Origin of the sequence: Lentzea sp. NBRC 105346 (assembly GCF_030269605.1) — a bacterium.
Taxonomy (GTDB): domain Bacteria; phylum Actinomycetota; class Actinomycetes; order Mycobacteriales; family Pseudonocardiaceae; genus Lentzea.
Genome location: NZ_BSTQ01000004.1, coordinates 284465 through 304835, shown reverse-complemented (window position 1 = coordinate 304835; position 20371 = coordinate 284465). Strand labels below are relative to the sequence as shown.

General features: G+C 68.5%; 12 protein-coding genes. 2 read left to right on the top strand and 10 right to left on the bottom strand.

All coding sequences use genetic code 11. From position 1 onward, the window contains the following. Positions 1-48 precede the first annotated feature (48 nt). Both QSK35_RS11320 and QSK35_RS11315 read right to left on the bottom strand, forming a co-directional pair. Positions 49-723 (bottom strand): TasA family protein, encoded by a 675-nt coding sequence (locus QSK35_RS11320; RefSeq protein WP_285745015.1) that lies wholly within the window; start codon positions 721-723, stop codon positions 49-51. A gap of 118 nt (positions 724-841) precedes the next feature. Next, positions 842-7228 carry a DUF2341 domain-containing protein gene (locus QSK35_RS11315; RefSeq protein WP_285745013.1) on the bottom strand — a complete coding sequence of 2129 codons (6387 nt, stop codon included), beginning with the start codon at positions 7226-7228 and terminating at the stop codon, positions 842-844. A 173-nt stretch (positions 7229-7401) separates the two neighbouring features. On the opposite strand from QSK35_RS11315, the gene QSK35_RS11310 reads away from it, so the two are divergent. After that, positions 7402-8226: an SAM-dependent methyltransferase gene (locus tag QSK35_RS11310; RefSeq protein WP_285745011.1), complete on the top strand. Its 825-nt coding sequence runs from the start codon at positions 7402-7404 to the stop codon at positions 8224-8226. A gap of 355 nt (positions 8227-8581) precedes the next feature. Here QSK35_RS11310 and QSK35_RS11305 read toward each other — a convergent pair whose 3' ends face one another. The 7 genes from QSK35_RS11305 to QSK35_RS11275 form a co-directional block, all read right to left on the bottom strand. Then, positions 8582-8968, bottom strand: a complete 387-nt coding sequence (locus QSK35_RS11305) for a histone-like nucleoid-structuring protein Lsr2 (protein WP_285745008.1) — start codon at positions 8966-8968, stop codon at positions 8582-8584. Between the two features lie 128 nt (positions 8969-9096). Continuing rightward, positions 9097-10320: a hypothetical protein gene (locus QSK35_RS11300; protein WP_285745006.1), complete on the bottom strand. Its 1224-nt coding sequence runs from the start codon at positions 10318-10320 to the stop codon at positions 9097-9099. Between the two features lie 209 nt (positions 10321-10529). Further along, a complete protein-coding gene (locus QSK35_RS11295) occupies positions 10530-11348 on the bottom strand; it encodes an RNA polymerase sigma factor (protein WP_285745005.1) in 819 nt (272 codons plus the stop codon). A 225-nt stretch (positions 11349-11573) separates the two neighbouring features. Next, positions 11574-11957 (bottom strand): hypothetical protein, encoded by a 384-nt coding sequence (locus QSK35_RS11290; protein ID WP_285745003.1) that lies wholly within the window; start codon positions 11955-11957, stop codon positions 11574-11576. Between the two features lie 12 nt (positions 11958-11969). After that, positions 11970-12362: a 6-carboxytetrahydropterin synthase gene (locus QSK35_RS11285; RefSeq protein WP_285745001.1), complete on the bottom strand. Its 393-nt coding sequence runs from the start codon at positions 12360-12362 to the stop codon at positions 11970-11972. A gap of 511 nt (positions 12363-12873) precedes the next feature. After that, the gene (locus tag QSK35_RS11280; protein ID WP_285744999.1) at positions 12874-13545 is read right to left on the bottom strand and encodes a response regulator transcription factor; all 672 of its coding nucleotides are present in this window, start codon (positions 13543-13545) and stop codon (positions 12874-12876) included. Next, positions 13542-13919, bottom strand: a complete 378-nt coding sequence (locus QSK35_RS11275; protein ID WP_285744997.1) for a hypothetical protein — start codon at positions 13917-13919, stop codon at positions 13542-13544. The genes QSK35_RS11280 and QSK35_RS11275 overlap by 4 nt, the downstream gene beginning before the upstream one ends. A 286-nt stretch (positions 13920-14205) precedes the next feature. On the opposite strand from QSK35_RS11275, the gene QSK35_RS11270 reads away from it, so the two are divergent. After that, entirely contained in the window at positions 14206-14622 is a 417-nt protein-coding gene (locus tag QSK35_RS11270) for a response regulator (RefSeq protein WP_285744995.1), read from the top strand. Positions 14623-14715: 93 nt separating this feature from the next. Here QSK35_RS11270 and QSK35_RS11265 read toward each other — a convergent pair whose 3' ends face one another. Then, the gene (locus QSK35_RS11265) at positions 14716-20343 is read right to left on the bottom strand and encodes a DUF7927 domain-containing protein (RefSeq protein WP_285744993.1); all 5628 of its coding nucleotides are present in this window, start codon (positions 20341-20343) and stop codon (positions 14716-14718) included. Positions 20344-20371 lie beyond the last annotated feature (28 nt).

Genomic DNA, 20371 nt, shown 5'->3' with positions numbered 1-20371 from the left:
TCCGGACAGTCGTCCTGTGCACGCTCGGCGACACGTTCTAGCGCTCGATCACGGGTTGTTCGCCGTCTGCTCGGCGACGAAGGAGAAGGTCACCGTGGTGCTGTAGCCCTGGAGCGTGTTGTTGGACGGCAGGCTGACCGTGAAGCACAGGTCCTCGCTGGCACCGTTCGCCAGCACGCGGTCCGCACCGGGCAACGAGGCGCCGTTGGGGTCCTGCTGTCCCTGGGCCGTGCTGCCGACCAGCGCGAGCGCGGTGAGGCCACTGGTCGGGCCCGGGCCGTACTCGACGGTCGCGCCCGTGTAGTCGCCCGACGTGCACGCGCCCGACGTGATTCCCGACCTGATGGTGAGCAGCAAGGCGTCGGCCAGCGTGTTGACCGTCGGGCTGTCCGGGTCCGGGACGACCCCGTCGCTCGACGCGGTCGTCAGGCCGGTGATGGCGTAGCGCAACGGCATCGTGCCGTCGTTGTTGACGTTCATGTTGCGGTTGACCGTGTCACCGGGGTTCAGGGTCGAGGTGAACATCGCGGTGGCCGGCGTCAGCGACAGGTGGATGGTCCCCGTCGAGAACGTGTTGCCGGTGTTGGTCGCCGTGAAGGTGTAGAGCGCCGAAACCAGCGCCACACCGACCGACACGAGGGAGATGGTGAGGGTGAGGATCGATCGGCGCAGCCGTCGCCGGTCGGACCTGCCCTCCTGGTCGACTGATGCTGGAGTCGTCACATCGCGCTCCGTTCACCTGATGAGGGGCAGAGACACCTCTGCTGATGACCACCCAGACCTCGTTAAGGGGACCTCATTACGGACGCCGAAGTTCTTTCACCACAACGAGTGGACTTGCTCAAGGTCGGTCCGCGGCACCCACCGTCGCGGCCGGCTCCGGGCTGATGAGCTTGCGCACGGTGACGTCGTCCACCCACAGGTTCTGCCCCGCCGGCACGGCCGACGTGCGGAAGCCGACGGTTCCGGACGTGAGCTCCGCGCCGGTGCTCGACGGACCGACGGCGAGCGCTAGCGAAGGGGTGCGGCAGACGACGTTCAGCGTCGTGCCGACGATCTTCACGCTCACCTTCGCCCAGCCGCCGGCGCCGGGGCACGTGTTGCTGCTCGCCGTGGCGAACGTCGAGTACGTGCCGTTGATGTCCTTGCCGGTTCTCAGGAATCCGGTCGAGGACAGCGAGCCGAGATACCCGTTGGAGGGCGCCGAGATGCCCGCGCGGACGCTCTGCGCCACGTCGAACGAACTGGTCGACGACAGCCGCCAGAACGCGTCGAACTCGACGTCGGCCAGACTCACGTTCTTCGCGGTCAGCAGGTTTCCCGCGACGGCGGTCGGCAGCACCTTGAGGGCGTTGGCGCCGGAGTGCACCTGGTCGCTCGCGACGGTGTAGACGGTCCCACTCCCAGGCGTCTCCTCGGACGCGAACGTGTGGAACCCGGCCGGGTTGCTCTGGTTGTTGTACTCGGTCAGGAACCACCCGGCGGACCGCGCCGTCGTGGCGACGCGCGCCTCGTCGAGCCTGCCGTTGAGGTAGCGGTCCGTGGTGCCGTCGTAGTTTCCGAGCGTGACCCGCGGCGTGATGTCGGTGACCGTGCCCGTCTGGACGGCGGAGCCCAGCACCGCACCGTTCTTGTACGCCCTGATAGTGCTGCCGTCGTAGGTCATCGTGATGTAGGTCCAGGTCGGCGTCAGCGGAACGGCGCTCGCCAGGGTGAGCTCGATCGGGATGCCGCCGTTGCTCGCGGTGCCGACCGAGGCCTTGATGTTCGTCGCGTCGATGCCGAGCGCCCAGCTCCAGTCGTTGGCCACGGTGTTGGACGCGGTGGTGGACTTGGCGATCAGCCGCTGGTTCTTCGCCACGGCGGGAGAAACCCACGCGGAGATGCTGAGCTGGCTCACGCTCGCGCCGTCCGCGTAGTCGGCGGTGGGGATCTTGTCGTCGGTGCCGTCGAAGCTGACCGAGCCGTCGATGTTGCCCGCCACCTGGTTCGACGACGTCATGCTTCCGCTCGAGCTGCCGTGGTAGCCGTTGGCCGTGCTGTCCTTGATCTCGTTGGTACCGGGGTTCGTCGGGTTCTCCTTGAGGTGGTACACACCGGCGAAGCCGTTGGTCCACACGTTCGCCGGATCCGACTGGGCGGACGCGGAAGCGTTGCCGTAGTACATGTACAGCTCGTTCGACGTGCTGGACAGCGTCGGCATCTTCACCCACGCGATGATCTGCCCGGTGCCCGATGTGTACTTCTCCACCTCGTGCTTGAGCTTGGTGACGCCGTCGCCCGCGGTGAACAGGATGTCGTCGGCGTCGGTCTGCGCCTTGGTGATCAGCGCCGAGTCCGTCGCACTGATCAGCACGGGGAAGTCCGTGTTCGTGCCGGAGATCTGGGCCGCGGTGAGCGTGATCTTCTTGCGGTACTGCCAGTTGTTGTCGTACCAGGCGTTCCAGTTGGTCAGCCCACTCTCGAAGCCGTCCGCGTAAACGTACACATTGGACTTGGTGACCGGCGGACTCGCCGCGGACGGGTTGGCGTGGTAGAGGAAATAGCTGCCGTCACTGGAACTCGCGCCGATGGCCGTGGGCAGCTTGAACCACAGCTGGGTGGTCGTGCTGTTCCACGACGAGTAGTCGTCGAGCACGCGGTCCAGCTCCGTCCACGTCGAGCCGTTCCAGTAGAGGACGCGCACGTCGTCGCCGTCGGCCTGCGCGGTACCCGCGGACACCATGGCGGCGTGGTCGAACGTGACGGACTGCGTGTAGTCGGCCGGTGAGGCGGCGGTCGTGGTCGTGACCGTGATGACGTGACGTTGCGCGTAGTTCGCGTTCCACCACGTCGGACCACCCCACTCGACCACGAACCACGCGATGTCGGCCGCACCGGACAGGTTGGCGCGCGTCAGCGTGAGCTGCGTGGCGGACGTGACCGTCACCGTCGCCGAGGCCACGCCGAGATTGTCGTCACCGACGTAGTCCGAGCGGCCCGCGGCGAGCCCCGAGGCCATCCGGACCGACGCGAACGCCGTGGCCCTGGACGTGTCGACCGCCGTCAGCGTCGGGGTCGCCGTGGGCGCGCCGTTGGCGAACGAGGCCGAGCCGGACTGCACCCGCGAGCCGTCCTTCAACTCGACCACCTGCCAGGTGATCAGCTCGATCGAATCCGGTGTGCCATACACGGATCTGTCGATCGTCAGCGTGGTGGTGCCGGTGAGCCGCGCGCGGATCATGCGGGCGCCGATGTCGGCGCCCACGCCACTGCTGGTGAACTCGGCGGTGACGAACGTCCGGCTCAGGTCGACCGCCGTGGCGAGAGTGACCGGAGTGGACAGTGTGGTCCCGGTCAGCGAGGTGGTGCCGCGCTGGACGTTGATGTCGGCGGCGTTGGTGAACTCGACCACCTGCCACCAGATCGTGTGCGGCTGGACGACCCTGGTCTGCTCGGAGCCGAGAATCGTGAACACCGAAGGATTGTTCTGCTCGTTGAAGTCGGTCTGGATCCAGCCCGCCGACCGGACCACGGAGGCGACCCGCACCTCGTCGATGCTGCCGGGGAAGTAGCCGTTCGCGCCGGCCACGCTGCTCGACGCGTGGTAGCTGCCGATGCGCCACCAGCCGGGATCGGACTCGGCTGACGTGACGCCGGTCACCGGTGTCTGCGCCACGCCGTCCACGTAGAGCGTCACGGTCTGGCTGACGTTGCTGTAGGTGCCGGTGAGGTGGTGCCAGTTCCCGTCGGCATAGGTGGAGTTGGTGCTGACCGCGACCGCGTACGCGGCGTTGTAGATCATGAACCGGGCTCTGCCGTCGGTACCGATGTACAGCTGGCGGTCCCAGAGACCGGAGGCGGTGCCCGTCTGCCCTCCGTCGAGGCTGACGATCGGCTTGCCGGACGCGCTCGAGGTCTTGGCCCACGCCTCGACGGTGACGACCTGCGGACCGCTGCCCGTGTGCTGGTTCGTGGTCGACAGGTAGTCGTCGGTGCCGTCGAGCGCGAGGCTGAAGTCCGAGTTGTTGGTGGCGCCCGACGTGCCGCGGTACGTCGCGTGGTTGGCCGCCGACGAGGAGTCCTGGAAACCGCCCGTGTTCGTGTTGACCGTCTCGTTCAGGTGCCAGACACCGTAGTGGTCGCTGCCCCACACCCCGGCGGCGTTCTGCTGGCTGCTCGCGCCGGGGTTGCCGTAGTACATGTAGATCGTCGTGTTGGCCACGTTGGTCAGCGTCGGCATCCTGACCCAGATGTACATCTGCCCGGTGGCCGAGTTGTAGTACTCGATCTGGTGGTCGAGCTTCGTGACTCCGTCCGCCAGGGTGAACAGGATGTCCTGGCCCTGCGACTGGGTCCGGCCGACGAGACCGAAGTCCGTCCGCCCGACGAGCACCGGGAAGTTGGTGTGCGTGCCCGCGCCGACCTTGGTCTTGTCGATCGTGACGGGCTTCCGGTACTGCCAGCTGCTGCTGTACCAGTTCGACTGCGTCTGCGCCGCTCCCACGGACAGGAAGGTCGACGGCGAGTTCTGGTTGTTCCACTGGGTGCTGATGAACGCCGAGCTGCGCACGATGTCGTGGAACCGGACTTCATCGACGCTGCCGGGAAAGTAGCCGTGCCCGCCGGCCTGCGGCCAGTTCGGCCCGAGCGACCGGTAGGCGCCGATGCGCAGGTAACCGTCGTAGGGCTGCGCCTGCGTGCTGGCCGTGGTCGTCTGCAGTGTCCCGTCCAGGTACAGGCCGATCGTGTCGCTGGCGTCGTCGCGGTATCCCACGGCCTGGTGCCACAGCCCGTCGGTGACCGTGCCGGTCGAGGCGATGGCGACGTTCGTGCCCGCGCCGTCGTTGACTCCGAAGTAGACCTTGCCGTCGGTGCCGACGTAGATGTGCCGGTCGTAGCTGCCCGCGCCCGTGCCGACCTGCACCTGCTCGAAGCCGAGCACCTTCTTGCCCGACGCCGTGGTCGTCTTGAACCAGACGCTCTCCATGAAGTTCTGCGGGTTGGACAGCTGGTTCGTGGTGGAGACGTAGTCGTCGGTGCCGTCGAGGGTGAGCGAGCCGTTGATCTTGCCGGAGACCTGGGCGCCCGCGAGCATCGTGCCCTGCGCGGTGCCGTGGTTGGTGTTGCTGCTGGAGTCCTTGAACTGCGGTGCCGTACCGGTCGGGTTCTCCTTGAGGTGCAACACGGTCTTGACGTTCGCGTCCCAGACTGCGGTGGCGTTCTGCTGGCTCGCGACCGACGCGTTGCCGTAGTACATGTGCAGTCTCGTGTTCGCGGCGCTCGTCAGCGACGGAACCTTGACCCAGGCGACCAGCGCGCCGGTACCGGAGTTGTACGACTCGATCTCGTGGCTCAGCTTGGTGGTGCCGTCCGACGACGTGAACATGATGTCGTCGGCGTCGGACTGGGCGTACGTGGCGAGGTCGGTGGCCGTGATGCTCACCAACACCGGGAAGTCCGTGAGCGAGCCCGCGACCTTCGTCTTGTCGACGGTGAGCACCTTGCGGTACTGCCAGCTGGAGCTGTACCAGGGGGCCGTGGACTGCGACTCGGCGCTGCCGAGCGTCATGAAGGTCGACGGCGAGTTCTGGTTGTTGTACTGGGTGCTGATCCACCCCGCGGTCGGCACCGTGTCGGTGACGCGGAACTCGTCGACGCTGCCGGGGAAGTAGCCGTTGACGCCCAGCGGCCAGAAAGGCTCGGGAGCCCAGTAGGAACCGATACGCCAGTAGCCGTTGTAGGCCTCGGCGTTGGGGCTGGACTTGGTCCCCTGGAGCACGCCGTCCAGGTAGAGGCCGAGGGTGGCACCGGCCTGGTCGAGGTAGCCGACGGCGTGGTGCCAGTTGCCGTCGGTCACGGTGCCGGTGGAGATGATCAGGTCGTTGCCGTTGACGCTGTTGACACCGAAGCGGAGCTTGCCGTCGGTGCCTACGTACATCTGCCGGTCGTAGGCGCTCGTGGACGTGCCCGTCTGCGCCGTCTCGAACCCGATGATCTTCTTGCCCGAGGCGGTGGTCGTCTTGAACCATCCGCCGATCGCGAAGTTCTGCGGGTTGGTCTGCTGGTTCGCCGTGGAGATGTAGTCGTTGCCGCCGTCGAGCGTGATCGAGCCGTTGACCTTGCCCGCCACCTGAGAGCCCACGGGCATGGCGCCCTGGTTGGTGCCGTGGTTGGCGTTGGCGGTGGAGTCCTTGAACTGCGGCGCGGTTCCGGTCGGATCCTCCTTCAGGTGCCACACCGACCTGTACTGACTGGGCCAGGTCGCCGTGGCGGCCTGCTGACTGCTCACGGAAGCGTTGCCGTAGTACAGGTACAGCGCCGTGTCGGTCGAGCTGGGCAGGGTGGGCAGCTTGACCCAGGCGACCAGCTGGCCGGTGCCGGAGTTGAACGTCTCGATCTCGTGGCTGAGCTTCGTGGTGCCGTCCGACGACGTGAACAGGATGTCGTCCGAGTCCGCCTGGGCGTACGAGGCGAGGTCCGGATCGGTGATGCTGACGAGCACCGGGAAGTTCGTGTGCGTGCCGGTGACCTTCGTGTGGTCGATGGTGAGCACCTTGCGGTACAGCCAGGTCGCGTCGTACCAGGAGACCTCCGACCCGCTGCTGCCGCCCTGCGCGGTGTTCGACTCGAACCGGATGTTGTTCGTCGCGGTCAGGCTGCCGGCCGTCTGGTCGGCGGGCCCCCAGTCCTGTTCGGTCGGATCCACGGTCTTCGACCAGCTCAGGAACGCGCGGTTGGTCGACGCCACCGGCGTGATGGGCACGTCCGTCGTGGCGGCGGTCTGGGTGACCGCGCCGCGCTGGACCTGCACGCCGCACGAGTACTGCGTCACCGACCACCGCACGGTGATCGTCGGCGGGGACACCTCGTCGGTCACCCTGGCGAACTCGAGCGTGGTGGCGCTGGCGATGCGGCCGCGGATGGTGGAGCCGACCGGCCGGCTGCTGTTCGACGACGTGCTGAACTGGAGGAACGACTTCGCGGGGTCGACCGAGGTGATGTTCACCGTGACGGTGCCCGCGGTCGTCGTGACCTCCGTGCCCGACTGGGTCGAGGCGACCTTGGCCTGCGGGCAGGCGGGCGTGCTGAAGGTGTTGCCCGTGTTGCTGCCGACGAACGTGTAGAACGCGGCGATCCCGAGCGGCGACCACGCGAGGACCAGCGAGACCAGAATGATCAGGTCGAGGCGTGCCAGCGACCCGAACACACCTCCCCGCAGCCGCCGGCCCCTGCCCCCATCGATCATGTCGAACTCGTCTCGTGATCACTTGTGGGAATGGCCGATGATATCGCGAGGAACACGACCGCGAGGCGTGCGTGACACGTTGGAAGGAACGCACGTAATGACCTTCGAAAAATGAGGTCGTCCTCCATTTTGGCCATTTTCGCGCAAACGGTGTGCCGAACATACTGCGTTCCGTGATCGAACCGAACACGAGGAATTCACAGCCGATCTGGGCGCCCGGCCGCAACGGCCCGGACACGCCGAACACCGCGAGGGTCCGCGACTACTGGCTCGGCGGGACGCACCACACCGCCGTGGACCGGCACCTGGCCGACCAGTTCACGCTCTGCGCACCGCACCTGCCGCATCTCGTGCGCACCCACCGCGCGTTCCTGCGCCGGGTGGTCACGCACCTCGTCCGCACCGGCGTGCGGCAGTTCCTCGACCTGGGCTCGGGCATGCCGACCTGCGGCCAGGTCCACGAGGTGGCCGACCGCGCCGAGCCCGGCTGCCGGGTCGTCTACACCGACCTCGATCCGGTCGTCGCCGACGAGTCCCGCCAGCTGCTCGCCGGCTGGAAGGACACCGCCTATCTGTGCGCTGACCTGCGTGAACCGGAGCAGGTGCTGGATGCGGCGCGGCCGCTGCTCGACCTGACGCAACCCGTCGCGGTACTGGCGATCGACGTGCTGCACTTCGTCTCCGACTCGGCCGATCCGGCCCGGCTGCTGGCCGGCTACGCGAACGGGCTCGGCCCGCGGACCCACATCGCCGTGTCACACACGTGCCCGGACGAGCGGATGGACGACGCCCTCCGGCTCTTCTCCGACATCTACGCGCAACCGCTCCCGTCGTTCCACTTCCGGCCGGTCGGCGACGCCGCCCGGCTGCTCGACGGCTTCGAGATTCTCGAACCTGGGGTCGTGCCAACGCCGCTGTGGCGGCCCGACCAGGTCGACGTGCCCGACCGCAATCCCGAACACTTTCACGGATGGGCGGTTCTCTCCCGCCACAAATGATTTACGACGAAGTGTGAACTGAATATGTGAGTTCACCACCCGCACGGGTCACACCGGACTGCCGCCGGCCCGGCGACAGCCACGCTGCGAACCACTCGGTCACACCATTTCGCGAAGGCGCGTCACCCGCCGCGCGAGCTAGCATTTTTACGACCGGAAAAATGTGACCACGGAGTTTCGTTGAGTAGTGCGCTGGGATTGCTGTCGCCGTTGAGCATGCCCCTCGACCACCTGGTGATCGCGGGACTGGTGCTGACGGCGTGCGGAACGGCGTTGCTGATCGCCACCCGCCGCAGGCCGGCCCGGCAGCGAACTCGGGTCAGGGTGCCGCGTCAGCGCGGGCGTGGACCCGCGGTCAGGGCAGATGCCGCTCGTCCAGCAGGTCGTCGCACATCAGCTTGAGAGAGTCGGGACCGTCGTCGTGCGCGTACTTGAACGCCACGATCGCGGCGTTCGGGATCCGGCCGCGGCCGCAGAGGTTGAAGCCGTTCTGTACCGCCCAGTTCCTGATGATGCCGGGCAGTTCTCTGCGGTCGACGTACGCCAGCTCACCCGCGACCGCCTGTCCCTGGTGGGCCGCCTCGATGAACTCCGCCAGGATGGCGCGCAGTTCCTCCGCGTGCGCCGGGGTGAGGTCGATCTCGTAACGGATCCCGTCTAGTCCGAAGTGGACGGTTGAGACGTCCTCGCCGGAGGTTCCGTCCAGGTCGTCGATCTTGCGGACGATGATCTGTACAGCCATTGCGTTTCACCTCTGGACGAGCGGAATCTGACACGGGTGCGGCGAGCACCTGAGCTCGCCGCACCCGCTGTACCGGCCGACCGCCGGCCGGTCTGAGGAAAACCTGCTGGCCGGACCGGGGACTCCGGTCAGGATCCGGTGCCCACCCCGGCGGTCCCGCCGACACCGGCGTTCGCACCAACACCGGCGGTCCCGCCAACACCGGCGCCCGCGTCGACATCTGCGGCTGCAGCAGCGGCCAGACCCAGCGCGGCGTCGACATCCGCTGCGACACCGGCGGCTGCAGCTGCGGCCAGGCCCAGCGCGGCGTCGACGTCCGCGGCCAGTGCGGCCTCCACGTCGGCGGCCAGGGCGAGCGCGGCGTCCACGTCCGCGGCCACTGCCGCATCCACGTCCGCGGCGACCGCGAGCGCGGCGTCCACGTCGGCGGCCAGGGCGAGCGCGAGACCGAGACCGGCGCCCGCGTCCACATCGGCCACCGCGCCGGCACCGGCTTCGACACCAGCTTCGGCACCGGCTTCGGTGCCCGCTTCAGCGCCGGCTTCGGCGCCGGTCTCCATGCCGGCGTCCGCGTCAGCGTTCACGTCGACACCGGCCACCGCACCGGCGCCACCGTTCACCACCACGTGCACGCCCGTGCCGGCGGCGACGTCGAGCACCACGCCGGAGATCACGTGTGCGCCGTTCACGTCGACACCGGCCTCGGCGCCCGCTTCGGTGCCCGCTTCAGCGCCGGCTTCGGCACCCGTCTCGGTGCCCGCCTCAGCGCCTGCTTCAGCGCCGGCGTCGGCATCCGCGTCGGCGTCGAGGCCCAGGGCCAGACCCAGCGCGGCCGCCAGCGAGGCGTCGATGTCGAGGTCCAGGTCGGCGGCGAGGGCCAGGCCGAGGGCGGCCTGCGCGTCGAGCCCGGCGGCCGCGGCCGCCGCCACACCCCCGTTCGCCGTGGCGGTCGCGGTCCCAGTCGCGGTCGCGGTCCCGGTCCCGGTCGCGTTCGCGGAGGTCTGCACGCTCCCGGTGGCGTTCGACTCTTCGACGTTCGTGGCGTCGACGACCGGGATCTCGTCCTCCGGAATGCCCTGTCCCGAAGCCATCGACACCATCGGCTCGTCGTGCGAGCTCGCCGCGTTGAACACCGTGGGGGCGCCGCCCACGGGGCCGGTCACCTCCTCGGGGAGCCCCATGGCCGACGCACCGGACGCGGGCTGGCTCTGCGCGGCGGCCGGAGCCTCCTGGGTGGCCGGCGCGGGGTTCTCCGCCTGCACCTGGGCGTTCGCGGTCGAGAACCCGTTCGCCAGCACCGCGGCGCTAGCCGCAGCTGCCGTGAGAAGTCCCCTGTACAACTTCTTCTGCATTCCGTTTCCTTTTTCAGACTTTGACAAGAGCGAGTGACTCGTCGCTCGACGAGAGATGTACCTGGATCACCGCAGCCAATTCGTTGACTCAGGACGGCGCCGGAACTCAGGCCAGGCGCCGAGCGAACGCTAGCGACAAAAGAAAGCGAGAAACAAGGCGAGTCATCAATTGTGGGGATGACCGAACCGGCTTTTGGGGATACCGCTACTCAGAACGCCGATGCGAGCGTGAGCGAATGGTGTGCGGCGCGCCGGTCGGCGGGCGAGGGCAGCGAGATCGACAACGGCGCGGACCGGCGCAGCTGCGCGAGGAGGTCCGACAGCTCGATCGCGGCGCCGGAGCACAGGTCGCAGGAGTCGATGTGCTGCTGGACGCGGACGCGCAGGCCGCGGCCCAGCCGGCCGCACAACCACGCGGCGAGGTTCCGCGCGGGCAACGCGCACTCCTCGTTCGCCGCCGCCTTGACGTGCATCTGCGCATACGCGACGCGAAGTCCCTCGCGCGCCCGGAACGCGAGCGCGGCGAGTGCGTTGGGCTGCAGGCCGAGCATGGCGGCCGCCACGCTCGTCGGTCGTTTCTCGATCTCCAGCAGGACCAGCACGTTCCGCCACCGCTCCGGCAGGCTCTCCAGTGCCCGCACCGCGAGGTCCGCGTCGAACTTCTCGATCAGCGGGTCGCGCTCGAGGGTCGGCTCGACCAGGTCGGACAGCTCGACCTGCCGGTCGACCAGGCGTTCCCCCGCCAGCTGCTTGTAGAACGTGGTGCGCACCGTCGTGAGCAGGTAGGCCCGGAACAGGACCGCGGGACCTCCGCCGGAGGTGATCCTCCTGAGCACCTTGGTGAAGGCCTCGGCGACGAGGTCGTCCGCACCCTGGGAGCCGCCCAGCAGGCGGCAGGCGAAGCTGTGCGCACACGAGTGGTATTTGCGATACAGGATGCCGAAAGCCTCCCGATCGCCACGTCGCACGGCATTCAGGAGATAGGTGTCGATATCACCCCGTTCGTCGGCGTCACGATCGTCGCTCATCTCACCTGCCCCTTCGTCCGGTACTCCACGCGTGATAAAGCTACAACGAGCCGAGGTGAAACGCAGTGCACGAGTCTCCATTCCGATGGCTTTTCCACCTAACCGGCACCAGGGTGGTTACACGGCCACGACGTCGCATCCCGAAAATTGTGGAGGCGTACCCCGATGCGGTGATGAAGGGAGCCCGGTGTAGTGCAATTCGTTCGCTCCGCGACACAATCGAATTCACTTGTCCGCGATGACGAACATCGAGGAAGCGGGCCGGAGCAGCTTGGGCGCCGCCGGGTGGTCGTGGCCGGGCAGCTCGCGCAGCTCCTGGAGCGCGTCGACGAGCGTTCCCGTGTACTCCCACAGCACCACCTGCGGCATGCCCGAACGCCGGGGCTCGAGGAAGTCGTCGTTGCGCAGCCGCGCGACGGTCACGTCCTCCTCCGACCGCACGATGATCGTCTCGCTGACGAACTCGCCCACGTGCACGCCGAAGAGGCACTCGACGCCGTTGCAGAACGCGGGCAGGAACACCCAGCCACGTCCCGGCCGCGCCAGCTCGGCCAGTTCCGCCAGACACGGGTGCTGACGGAGTGCTTCCCAGAACTGCGGACCACCCAACTTCGCCTCCGATCAACGAAGACCACCCTGACCGCGCGAGACGATGCAGCGTCCGCGCGTCGCGCGCCCCGCCGAGACCGAGACGCTGTGCAGCGTCTCGGCCACGAAGCCGGGCAGGTGGCATCGGCACCAACTGACGAGATGGCCCGCGAGCCGTACGGGCGTCGGATCACCAATGAGCACGTCGTTGAGGTGGCGTGCCTCGAGTTCGCTCGTCACGTATCTGCGCAACGGTTCCAGCGCCGCGGTCTCGGCCGGGCCGTCGGTCGGCAGCAGTGCGGCCGACAGCAGCACCACCTCGACCGACCACTGGTGCATGTGGACACCGTGACAGGGGTGGGTGGGACGCAGTCCCGGGATTTCGTGTGTGGCAACGAAGTTGTAGTGCTCGACGATCTCGTACATGGCCTGGAGGTCACGACCACCGCGCCACCGGCTCGAGGGCTAGCTCGTCGAGCGGGAGCTGTGCCGCGGCGGTCTTCAACGCCGCGCGCAGGCGGCCGACCTGCAGCGGCGACAGGTACACGGGCCCGAAGGAAGTTCCTTCCAGCGCAACGCATCCCGGACCGACACGAACAACCATCGCGGGATCACACCGCCGGTCCGACCCGTCGCCCTCGGGCGGGGAGGCGGATTCCCAGCGCGACCTCCACCGCGCCAGAATCGACGAGAGGGACACTTTCCGGCAGCGATGACTCACGAACAACCAGCTCCTCGTCGGTCGGACGACGGACGACAGGACCGCGGCGGCGGGGAAGGAGAATGACCCACCGCCACGGCCCCTCGCGGCAACGGAAGCCACGGTCGGCTGCCCGAAGATTCACCAGCCGTGGCGGGGCATGTCCGTTGCCCTGAATATGGACCCCACGGTGTCGCACGCATTACGAGTCACGTCGCGGCGTCACCCGGAGGTGCGTTATCCAGACAGGAGCGACATCTGAAACGCCTTGGCCACGGCGTGCGCACGGTCCCTCGCCTCCAGCTTGCGCAGCAGGTGGTTCACGTGCGTGCGCACGGTCTCGGGCGTGATGCCGAGCCGGCCGGCGATGTTCACGGCGGTACGTCCTTCCGCGACGAGGTGCAGCACCTCGAGTTCGCGGCGGGACAACGGTTTGCTCCTGGTGGCCGAGACGGACGACACGGGCCCGAAGCGCGCGTGCAGCTGCGGGTCCAGGAAGTCGCCGAGGTCGACGCCCAGCCGGATCGCCGCGACGAGCCGGTCGGCGTCCGCCTCGATCGGCACCAGCGAGCGGGCGCCGTGACACCGTGCCCGCGCCATCGCCTCCGCGTTTCGCGCGCCGTCACCGAGCAACGCCACCACGGTGAGGTCCCGGAACAGACGGGTGAGCAGCTCGCACAGCTTCCAGCCGGGATCGCTGCGCGAGCTGATCAGCACGACGTCCGGCTCCTGGCGCTCGCAGAGCTCGATGGCCGCCCGCGCACCGCTCACGGCGTCGACCCACACCAGCGCGGGATCGGCGCCGACCACGGTCTGCACACCCCGGCGCAGCAACGGCACCGAGTCGATCAGCGCGACCTTGAGCCGCCGATGGGCGAACGTCTCCGCGGTGGCCGCTACCGTGCTCACTCGCACTTCACCGGCTGGTGCCCGCGGCCGGGCAGCACGCCGACCGACATGGCGGCCGCGGGTGGCACCGTGGGACGCACGTGCGTCGTGCAGCGCGCGGGAACCGGTGCCGTGCTGTGCTGGTGGCGCTCCACCGGGGAGTTGGTGGAGACGACCGGCGCGGCGGGTGCGGCAGCCGCGGCGGGCGCGGCGGCCGCGGACGGGTGTGCTGTCACGGTCACCGGCGGCGCCGGTGGCACGGTCACGGTGACCACGTGTTCGGGCACCTGCACCCGCGCGGGCTCGATGACGTTCGCGACGGCGTCCGGTCCCCTGGACACGGAGTCGAACACCCCGCCGATGAGGGCCGCGAGCGGCACGAGAAGCGCGGCCAAGAGTGTCCTCCTCGTGCAGTCGGTGCACTTGGACCGCTTCTTTCCCGGCGGTACCAATCGGTGTTTGCCCGCTGCCCTGCGGCGCGACATGCCCCACTCCTCACCATCGTTGCCCCGTGCGTTGATCGTTCGAACGCATCACGATGGATGACCTCAGCCGCCGAACCGCTTACGCGCGAGATCGCGATTTCACCGGAGCGAGCGAACCTCGGCATCCGCGCGTAATGCGGGTCCGCCCGCGGTCTCTACCAACGACGTTGTCCATCTCCGCAGGAGGATCTGAGTCGTGATCAGCAGTGTGCCGACGCGTGTGTTGCGCGTCGCCCTCGTCAGCTCCCAGCCGTCGCTGGAACGAGGGGTCGCCCAGGTGATCAGGGAAAGTCCGGAGCTGACGTGGCGTGGCTCGGCACCGGACGCGGACTCCGCGATCCATCTGTGCCACAACGAATGCCCGGACGTGTTGCTGGTCGACTCGGCCGACGACCCGCGGTGGGACATGTCGCTGCTGCTGACGTCCATGTTCCCCACGCTGGTCGTCGTCGCGTTGCTGCGCAGGCAGTCGCGCACCGCGGTGGCCGCGGCCTGGGCCCGGCTGCACGGGGTGCACGGCCTCGTCGGCCTGAACACCGACGCCGACTGCCTGCGCGAGGCGATCCGCGCTGCCATCGAGATCGGTCACTACGTCCAGCCGGACCTCACGTAGCGAGGGCCGGCCGACGTAGCGAACGTGACGACTGAGGACATAGATGTACCTGAACGCCACGTTCGCCAGCCGGACCTCACGTAGCCACCGCGGTCAGCCCTTGCGGCGGCGCGTGACCAGCATCAGCACGATCCCGCCAAGCAGCAGCACACCGCCGAGCCTGGCCAGCAGCCCGACGTCGAACCCGGTCACCGCAAGGGAATCGGCCGGCGCCGGCGCACAGGCCTCGGCGCTGCGCCGCGTCCCGTTGACGGTCACCGCCGCCGCGTTGCGCAACCCGCCGCCGGTCTCGCAGGCCATGACCTCCGGCCGGGCGCTGTCCCGCTTGACGTGCGCGGAAACGATGTAGGTGTCGACGCCGCCGGCCGCCAGCGGGACCTCGCTCGCGACCCGCCGGTCGGTGCGCCCGTTCCAGCCAGCATTCATGGACGCGGCACCTGCGCTCCGCTCCGCGGTGGCGCGGGTGATCGTGTCGCCGTCACTGAACCGCAACTCGTCGTCCAGGTCGTAAGCCGTGTCCACGGTTCCGTTGTTCGTCACGGTGATCCGATAACCGACGACGACCTCGCCGTCCGGTCCGATCTCGGGGGAACCGGGCAGTACGGCCTTGGTCACCGTCACGCCGGGAAAGGGTGCGCAGGCGTTGGCCGTGGTCGTGACCCCGTTGACCACCACCGCGGCGGTGTTCAGCGTCCCGGTTCCTTCCTCGTCCTGGGCGAGCGCGCAGTCGAACGCGTCGGCACGGGCGTCCGCGGGTGGAGCGGCCACGACCGACACGGTATAGGTGTGGTGCTCGCCCGCACCCAACGGGATGTCCGCGCCTACCAACGTGGTCAGCCGTCCGTCCCAACCGGACACTCCGGCGATCGCAGCCGACTCGACAACGGTGCCCGTACCGAACCGCAGGGTGTCGTGCAGGCTGTACGAAGTGCCGGTCGCGCCGTCGTTCGCCACGGTGATCCGATAGTCGATCGCGTACTCGCCGCCCCCGCGTGGCGACACCCGCTCGACGTCCTTCCGCACCGAGACGGCGGGAACGCCTTCACACGCAACGGCTTCCTGCTCGATCCCGTTGCTCGTGAGCGTGGCGACGTTGCGCAGTCCGGTCCCGGTCTCGCCGGGGTCCAGGACGCAGTCGGTCGCCTTCCCGGTACCCAACGGTGTCACAATCGCCGTGACGCGGTAGACGTGCTCGTCCTCGCCCGCGATCAGGGCGTCATCCAGCAATCGATCGTTGGCCCGGCCATCCCACGAGCCGCTCGGCATCGGCGCGTCGTCGAGTGCGCTCGCCTGCACGGAGTCGATCCGCACCCCCTCACCGAACCGCAACCGGTCGGTGAGGTCGTAGGTCGCCGCGCCCGCGCCGGCGTTGGTCACCGTGATGTCGTAGACCGCGGTGTAGGAGCCGTTCCCGTTGGGCCGCACGGGCTCCGCCAGCTTCTGCGTGATCGACAGCAGCGTCGCCTCCGCGCAGGCCTCCGCCCGCCGCTCGACCCCGTTGCTGACGGCGGCCGCCCGGCCGAGGAATCCCGTGCCCTCCTCACCGTTGTCCAGCACGCAGTCCATGGACTCGCTCGACGCGGCGGTGGGATCGACCGTGTAGGTGACGGTGAGGAGATACGTGTTGGTCGCACCCGCGGCGATACCGACGCCGGTCGCGACGTTCTGTACGCCGGCGCCGTTCCACAACGGGTTCGCCGACGACGTCGCCGAGACGACGGCGATCCCGTTGCCGGGCAACAGTTCGTCGGTCAGGTCGTAGGTCGTCGCCTCGGCTCCGGCATTGGTGACGTCGATCTCGTAGTGAACCGTGTAGGTGCCGTCCCCGTTGAACACCGGCGAACCGGACCGCACGCGCTTCGTGATCGAAAGGTCCGGGAACGCGGCACACGCGGTCGCGACGTCGCTGACACCGTTGCTCATCAGCGTGGCGGTGTTGCGGGCTCCCGTTCCGCTCTCACCGGGATCGAGCGTGCAGTCGAGTGTGCCCGCAACGGGGTTCTCGGGTGGGGCGGACGTCACGGTGATCACGTAGGCGTGGCTGGTGTTGCCGCCGATCGGCACGTCGGCGGCCAGCATGGGATCGGTCTCGCCGTTCCACGCGGTGCTGGTGCCCGCGGGCCCGGCCACCCCCGCGACGGTGACGGTGACACCGTCGCCGTATTCCAGGCTGTCGGCGAGGTCGTAGCTCCCGTCGCCCGCACCGCCGTTGGCGACGGTGACCTCGTAGGTGACGGTGTGGGTGCCGTCGCCGTTCTGCACGCTGCCGGTCACCTTCTTGGCGACCGTGATGGCCGGTGGCGCGGTGCATGCGTCGGCCTCCAAAGCTTTGCCGTTCTGGGTGGCGGTCGCGACGTTGCGGAAACCCGTACCCGTCTCACCTGCATCGACGACGCAGTCCGCGGCGGCGCCGGTGGTCACATGGGGATCCGGGGCGACGGTCGCGGTGACGCGATAGGTGTGCGAGACGCCCCCGCCGATGGTGATCGCGGTCGCGGCGAAAAGGTTCGTCGTACCGTCCCAGGACGGGTTGACGGGCACCGTGCCCGGCGCGGTGTTCGTCATCGACGCCGCCCGCACCTCGGCCCCCGCACCGAAGCGCAGCTCGTCCACGAGGTCATACCTGGTCGCGCCGGCACCGACGTCGGTCACGGTGATGTCGTAGACCTGGGTGAACGTGCCATCGTTACCCGGCACCGGATCTCCGACCGGCTGCTTGGTGATCACGACGTTCGGCGCCGCCACGCACGCGTCCTTCGTCAGGATCTGCCCCGCGCTCGTGAGCGTTGCCGTGCCGAGGAAGCCGGTGCCGGTCTCGCCGGAATCGAGCGTGCAGTCGGTGGCCGCGGCGGCCGTCGCCGGATCCACGGTCGCGACGACCGTGGCGAAATAGGTGTGCGTCTCGTCCGGCTGGATGTCCCTGCCGGTGACGACGGCCGGGGTGGACCCGCCGTCCCAGGCCGGGTTCGCGGCCAGCGTGGTGCCGGTGGCGGAGAGACCGGTGCCGAACCGCAACGCCTCGGTCAGGTCGTAGGTGGCCGGAGCGGACCCGAGGTTCACCACGTCGATCCGGTACGTGACCGTGTAGGTCCCGTCGCCGTTGTGCTGCAACGGTCGCACGAGCTTTTTCAACACCAGCCGGGGAATCGGGGCGCAGGCCTGCGCGGTCACCTCGCCCCCGGTGCCGGTGACGGTCGCGGTGTTGCGGAAACCCGTGCCGGTCTCACCGGTGTCGGTGGCGCAGTCGGTCGCGGCGCCGGTCGTGGCCGGGCCGGGAGTGGCGGTCACCGTCATCCGGTACACGTCGCTCTCGCCGGGGTCGATGCTCACGCCGGTCACGACACTCGTCGTGGTGCCGCCGTTCCAGCCGACGTTCACGGTGTCGCCGCTCAGGTCGATCACATCGGTCGCCTGCACCGTCACGCCCGCACCGAACCGCAGCTCGTCGGAGAGGTCATAGGTGGAGGGAGCCGAACCGGCGCCCGTGACGGTGACGTCGTAGACGATCGTGAACGACCCGTCGGCGTTCGGTGTGGTGGACACGACGTTCTTGCTCAACGAAACCACGCGCGACTCGAGCGTCACGTCGCACACCACGCAGTTGATCGCCGCGCCGGGCGATCCGGTGACGACGTTGCGCATGACGCCGTTGCCGTAGTCCGGCTCGCTCGCATTGACGATGTAGCTCACCGTGGCGGACTCGCCGACCGCCAGCGGACCGGACCACGACAGGATGGGTGAGGTGTAGCCGACCGTCCCGCTGGAGGCCGTCACATCGTCCACTGTGAACACCGCGTCGTCGAGCACGTCGGTGAGGTCGTCGATGAACGACGCCGGATCGGCCGCGGTGAAGGGAATCTCGCCGTCGTTGGCGATCGTGATGGTGTACCCCACGGTGTCGCCGGGGTGGTACTCGGCGCGGTCGGCGGTCTTGGTGATCTTGAGTGCGGGCACCCGGACGGTTGTGACGCACGCCGGATCGGTCGCTCCCGTGAAGCAGTTGGCCCCCGGTGTGTCCGACGTGACCGCGTTGACGAGCGTCCGGTCGCCGTTGTCCGGCTGGTTCACCCGGACCGAGTAGGTGATCGTCGCCTTGTCGCCGGGCGCCATCGCACCGGCCCACGACACGACCGGCGAGTTGTACACGACGGTGCCGGTCGTGGCCGACGGGATGCCCGTCACCATCGCGTCGTCCAGTACGCCGATCAGATCGTCGTTCACCACCACCGGATCGGCGGCGGTGTAGGTGAAGGAACCGGCGTTCTCGACCGTGATCGTGTAGGTGATCACGTCGCCGGGCCGCGCGGTCGGCGCGCTCGCCGTCTTGGTGATGCGCACGTCGTGGCCGGGCAGGCGCACCGTCTGCGCGACCAGCACGGGCACATACGTCCAGTCGTCGATCACCCGGTTGTTGCCCCAGCCGCCATCGGTCCCGTTCGCGCCGCCGACGCTGCCGCAGGTGCCGAGATCCCAGCCGTGCACGCCACCGGTGCTGTCCATCCCGGCCCGGCCGTCGAGGACCGGCGTAGTGCTGCACCTGCCAGGGTCGGGATAGGTGAACCCGGTGTCGTTCCAGTACAACGTCTTCCGGCCGGCGAGCGGGCCGTTGAGCCTGGTCACCTCGATGCCGCCGCGCAACTCGACGTCGGCGTTGGTGAAGTGGATCTCGGCGATGCGGTCCACGATCACCTGGAACGACACCGACCGGCTCGACGGGATGGGCGCTCCCGTGCCGTCTCGCCCGTCGAAGGGCACGGACACCGGCCCTTCGGCCGCGGTGACCGGAATCGTGCGGTCGACGGGATCGGAGACGTCGCCGTCGTCGTTGGCGTCCACGGTCACCCTGAAGGCACCGCTGTAGTCGTTGAGGTCGAACGTGAGCGCGCCCGACCGTGATCCCGGCGCATCGGGTGTGAACGTCGCGTTGGTGATCGTCGGATCGGGCGCGACGGGCGGCTTGATCCAGTCGGTGGCGCCGTCCCAGCGCGTCGCCGACACCGGGAGATCGTTGGCGGGCGGTTCGAAGAACACCTTGAAGACGCCGCCGCACGTGCCTCCGGCCACCTGCAGGTTGGCGCTGCTCTGGTACGCGGGCGTGCACGTTCCGGTCTGGACGACGCCGAAGTTGTCCGCCGCGACCGTGGAGTCGATTCCGTTGTACTGCCGGTAGTTGCCCTGGTAGGTGTAGCCGAACTCGCTCTGGTACCAGAACGAGAGGTCGACCGGCACCTCCGTGGCGCCCTGGTTCAGCGCGTACTTCTCCGTCCACACGCGACCCGGCACGTCAGTGGCGCCGCTTTGCACCGTCACGTCCCAGTCGAACTTGTCGCCGCTGCAGAAGGTCGCGGGCGCGCAGGACATGGCGAAGTCGACCGACCAGATCCCGGCACCGCCGGTCAGGTCCGGGAAGTAACATCCGCTGCCCACCGGAAGCGTGTCGGGCACCAGACAGGTGAGCGGCGCAGCGCCGGGCCTGCGCACGGTGATCGTCACGTCGCGGACGGAGGCACCGGTGTTGTCGGTGGTCTTGACGAAGGACGCGTCGAGGTTCTGGCCGGGTGCGAGGTAGGCGAAGAACGTCTGCGGAGACCGGATGTGGGTGTTCGCGATGTTGCCCGACCTGGCTTCCTGGCCGGCCGCGATGACCGACGCCGGTGTGATCACGGTGGCGAGCAGCACAGCCACGGCGCACACTCCCGTCAGCCGCGTCCACCAGGTCATCGATCCGCTCCATCCACTCGTGGTTCTC

Bases quoted from the DNA above. Each gene is read 5' to 3' on its own strand.
- QSK35_RS11285 (WP_285745001.1), bottom strand. From the start codon at position 12,362: ATGTACGAGATCGTCGAGCACTACAACTTCGTTGCCACACACGAAATC.
- QSK35_RS11265 (WP_285744993.1), bottom strand. From the start codon at position 20,343: ATGACCTGGTGGACGCGGCTGACGGGAGTGTGCGCCGTGGCTGTGCTG.
- QSK35_RS11315 (WP_285745013.1), bottom strand. From the start codon at position 7,228: ATGATCGATGGGGGCAGGGGCCGGCGGCTGCGGGGAGGTGTGTTCGGG.
- QSK35_RS11295 (WP_285745005.1), bottom strand. From the start codon at position 11,348: ATGAGCGACGATCGTGACGCCGACGAACGGGGTGATATCGACACCTAT.
- QSK35_RS11305 (WP_285745008.1), bottom strand. From the start codon at position 8,968: ATGGCTGTACAGATCATCGTCCGCAAGATCGACGACCTGGACGGAACC.
- QSK35_RS11300 (WP_285745006.1), bottom strand. From the start codon at position 10,320: ATGCAGAAGAAGTTGTACAGGGGACTTCTCACGGCAGCTGCGGCTAGC.